At 65.4% G+C, this 4,364-nt stretch carries 3 protein-coding genes; all 3 read right to left on the reverse strand.

Going from position 1 to position 4,364, the window contains the following annotated elements:
- Positions 1-317: 317 nt before the first annotated feature.
- The gene (gene holA / locus GPT33_RS17225; protein ID WP_296811448.1) at positions 318-1,352 is read right to left on the reverse strand and encodes a DNA polymerase III subunit delta; all 1,035 of its coding nucleotides are present in this window, start codon (positions 1,350-1,352) and stop codon (positions 318-320) included.
- 20 nt (positions 1,353-1,372) lie between these two features.
- Positions 1,373-1,960 (reverse strand): LPS assembly lipoprotein LptE, encoded by a 588-nt coding sequence (gene lptE, locus GPT33_RS17230; RefSeq protein WP_296811451.1) that lies wholly within the window; start codon positions 1,958-1,960, stop codon positions 1,373-1,375.
- The coding region (leuS, locus tag GPT33_RS17235) for a leucine--tRNA ligase (RefSeq protein ID WP_296811455.1) at positions 1,960-4,364 on the reverse strand (2,405 nt) is incomplete at its 5' end. The genes leuS and lptE, both read right to left, overlap by 1 nt.

Below are 4,364 nucleotides of genomic sequence, written 5' to 3' on the forward strand. Positions count from 1 at the left end.
TATGCGATGTGATTGGGTGGGATCGGTCCCGGCAGACTTGACGGCCGTTGGAGCCGGCGCGGTTTAGAAGATTTAAGGCATAGATCATTCTAAATCGCGTCCCCGCTAAGGGTTGTGGATGCACCAAACGTCGAGCTCGCTCGAAAATGAGCATTTCGCTCTGGACGCGGTTTAAGGCGAGTCATTTGGGGTCAGTGTAAGACGCCGCCTCTGGTCTGTATAGGCGGAATGAGGCCGAAAAAGGACTCGAAAAGCGGCGATCGATCAGACAGAAGCAGTCCCTGCGCGAACACCGGGAAGACCCGGTTGAACGCGTTTCAGCGCTGCGGGATCGGCCGACCCGCGCGAAAACCGCCGGCAGCCAAGGCATCGGCGACCACGGCCAAGCGGTGCCAGGGATCGCCGGCGGCGAGCCCCTTGATCGACTGATCCACCAGTGAGCACTGATGGAGCAGCGCGCGCAGCAGGGTCGGCGAGAGACGCGACAGGGCGCGTTCCATCGCCTGAAGACGTTGCGGCGGCATCCGCGCATCCCCCGCACCCGGCCCACGCGCGCCGCCCGCCCGCGCCCCGGCTGCTTCGGCCAGGGTCCGAAGCTCCCGTGCCAAGACCCAGAGCACCAGGACATCGGCGGTTCCTTCGGCGCGCAGGACCGAGAGCACCCGCTGGGTGCGGGCGCGGTCTCCCGACAAGGCCGCGTCGGTCAGCGAAAAAAGGTCGAAGCGGGCACTGTCGGCGAGATTCCCGAGCAGATCGGCGAGCGCGAGCGGCCCCGGATCACGCAGCAGACGCTGCTTCTCGATCTCCTGCACCGCCGCCAACAGGTTGCCTTCGGCACGCTCGGCGAGCAACTCGGCCACACCCGGCCCCGGCTGCAGTCCGACAGACTGCAGACGCTGCCCGAGCCACTGCACCAGCTCGCGCCCCTTCAGGGGCCAGACCTGCACCAGTGCACCGACCGATTCGAGCCGCTTCGCCCACTGACTCTGCAACTCCTTGCGATCCAGCTCGGGCGCGATGATCAGCAGCAGGTTGTCCGGACAGGGCCGATCGCAATAGGCGCGCACCGCAGCACCCCCGTCCTTGCCGAGCTTCGCCGTGCCGATGCGCAGCTCGATCAGCTTGCGCGAGGAAAAGAGCGACATGGCATCGGCGGAGGCGGCCAGGGCATGCCAGTCGAATGCGGCGTCCTGATCCAGGACCTCACGCTCGGCGAAACCCTGACGACGGGCCGCCTCGCGGATCAGACCCGCCGCCTCGCCGAGCTGGTAGGGCTCGTCGCCGCAGACCAGGTACAGAGGCGCCAGACCGCGGGACAAGGCATCTTGGAGCTGGTTGAAGCGCAGGCGCATGGTTTCGAGGTTCGAGCCAGTCAGATCAGGGTCACCCGCAGACGCATCAGGATCCGATCCGCGGCGTCGCGCGCGAAATCCTGATAGATCAGCGCCTCTTCGAGCTGTTTGCCGAGGACCTCCACGTCGGGATTATCGAAGTTGCGTATCAGATCGAGCGACTGGCCCGGCACCTTCTGAGCCCCGTCGGGCGTGACGGCGTCGTAGCTCACCAGATAGTGAAGCTCGTAGGCAAGGACCCGACCGCCCGAGTCGACGGCCACCACCTGCGAATACCGACTCTCCGAGAGGATGCGCAGGATCAGCTTCGCCTCGCCCGCCGTTTCCGCCAGGGCGACGTCGCTGCCCGCGAGCTGATCGATGAGGGCGTCGCGTACCGGCGAGTTGCCGGCGGCCTGAATGTAGACCGGATTCAGCTCGGCCGGGATCTCCACGACGCCCCGCAGACGAAAACCGCAGCCGAGCTGAGCAAGACAGATCAGGCCCAGAATCAGGAGAAGGGCGGCTCGGCCCCACACCACGGCGCAGACCCGCGACGGGCTATCCACCTGCACACCGGCCGGGGTTTGAGCGCGCATCTCGGATTGGGCTGCGGGGAGCATCGGCATCAGTTGGCGACGATGTTGACGAGCTTGTTCGGGACGACGATGACCTTGCGCACGGTAGCATCGCCGATGAAACGTCGTGCGTTCTCGCTCGCCAGCGCGGCGGCCTCGATGGACGCACGATCCGCGTCCGCGGGGACCTTCACGCTATCGCGCAGTTTCCCGTTGACCTGAACCACGTAGTCGATCATCGACTGCACCAAGGCATCGGCGTCGACCTCGGGCCAGGTCGAGCCGAGGATGTCCTCGCCGAACCCCAGCTCGCGCCACAGGTGATGGGTGATGTGGGGCGCGATCGGCGCGAGAAGACGCAGCACGATCGCCAGACCTTCCCGCAAAATGGAACCGCGGGCGGGCGAATCCGGGTCGAGCTTGTAGAGGACGTTGACCAGGGTCATGCAGCCGGAAACGACGGTGTTGAACTGCTGACGCTCGTAATCGAATCGCGCCTTTTTGAGCACGCCATGGATCTCGCGCCTCGCCTCGCCGGCCGCCTCGTCGAGATCGCTCACCGGCGGATCGCCTGCGCCGCGGATGGTCTGCGCCTCGGTCGTCGCCAGCCACCAGAGCCGCTTGAGGAAACGGAAGGCGCCCTCGACCCCCTCGTCGTTCCATTCCAGCGACTGCTCCGGCGGGGAGGTAAACATGGTGTAGAGCCGCACCGTATCGGCACCGTAGCGCTCGGTCAGGACCTGCGGGTCGACGCCGTTGTTCTTGGATTTCGACATCTTCTCGATGCCGCCGAAGGTGACCGGCAGACCGTCGGCCGTGAGCCAGGCGCGCACCAAACGGCCCTTCTCGTCGCGCTCGGTCTCGACCTCCGCAGGATTGATCCACTGCTTGCGCCCGTCCGGGTCCTCGCGATACCAGGTCTCGGCGACCACCATCCCTTGGGTCAAGAGCCGGGCAAAGGGCTCGTCGCAGCCAACCAAGCCCTCGTCGCGCATCAGCTTGTGGAAGAAGCGCGCATAGAGCAGATGTAGGATGGCGTGCTCGATCCCGCCGACGTACTGATCGACCGGGAGCCAATAGCGTGCCCGCTCGTCGAGCATGGCCGTGTCGCAATCGGCCGAGCAATAACGGGCGTAGTACCAGCTCGACTCGAAGAAGGTATCGAAGGTGTCGGTCTCGCGGATTTCCCCGCCGGGGAGATCCGAGAAGGAGGGCATCTTTTTGAGCGGCGAGCCCGAGCCGTCGACGACGACGCTCTCGGGCAGACGCACCGGCAGGTCGGTCTCGGGGCGCAGACCCCCGTCGGGGCCGTTCACCACCGGGATGGGGCAGCCCCAATAGCGTTGGCGCGAGACGCCCCAGTCGCGCAGCCTGAAGTTCACGCGCTTGCGGCCCTTTTCGTGCTCCGTCAGCCAGGTCGCGATGGATTCGAAGGCGTCGGCACTGGTCAAGGTCGAGAAAGGGCCGGAGTTGATGAGAACGCCTTTTTGTTCGAAACGCGCATCCCAGTGCGACCAATCCAAGGGGACTCGTGACGCGTCTCCGAGCACCGCAACGACCGGGCGGCTTTCCGCAGGTGTGCCGTCAGCGGACGTCACCTCCATCGCCAGATCTTTCCAATCCTCGGGCACGATCACGGGCCGGATCGGGATGCCGTATTTGTGCGCGAAATGGAAATCGCGCTCGTCATGCGCCGGGACCGCCATCACCGCACCGGTGCCGTAACCCATCAGCACGAAATTCGCGGCGAAGATCGGGACGGCCTCGCCGGTGACCGGATGCAGGGCATTCAGGCCGAGCGGATGGCCCTTCTTCTCCATCGTCTCGATCTCGGCCTCGGAGGTCCCGCCTTTACGGCACTCCTCGATGAAGGCAGCGAGTGCCGGCTGATCCTCGGCGGCACGTCGCGCGAGCGGATGCTCGGCGGCGACGGCCACATAGGTCACGCCCATGAGCGTATCCGGACGGGTCGTGTAGATCTCCAACGTCTCGTCCGAGCCCTCGATCCCGAAGCGCATCTCGACACCTTCGGAGCGCCCGATCCAGTTGCGCTGCATGGTGCGCACCTGCTCGGGCCAACCGTCCAGGCCGTCGAGCGCGTCCAGCAGCTCCTGGGCATAGTCGGTGATGCGCACGAACCATTGCTGGATCTCACGCTTCTCCACCGGCGCGCCCGAGCGCCACCCCTTGCCGTCGATGACCTGCTCGTTGGCGAGTACCGTCTGGTCGATCGGGTCCCAGTTGACCGTCGCCTGCGAGCGATAGACCAGCCCCTTCTCCATTAGACGCGTGAAGAGCCATTGCTCCCAGCGGTAATAGTCCGGATCGCAGGTCGCGAGCTCGCGGTCCCAGTCATAGCCGAAGCCGAGCTGCTTGAGCTGGGTGCGCATGTAGGCGATATTCGACTTGGTCCATTCCGAGGGCGGGATGCCCTTCTGGATTGCAGCAGATCGGA

This window comes from Thiocapsa sp., assembly GCF_011390875.1.
Taxonomy (GTDB): Bacteria; Pseudomonadota; Gammaproteobacteria; order Chromatiales; family Chromatiaceae; genus Thiocapsa.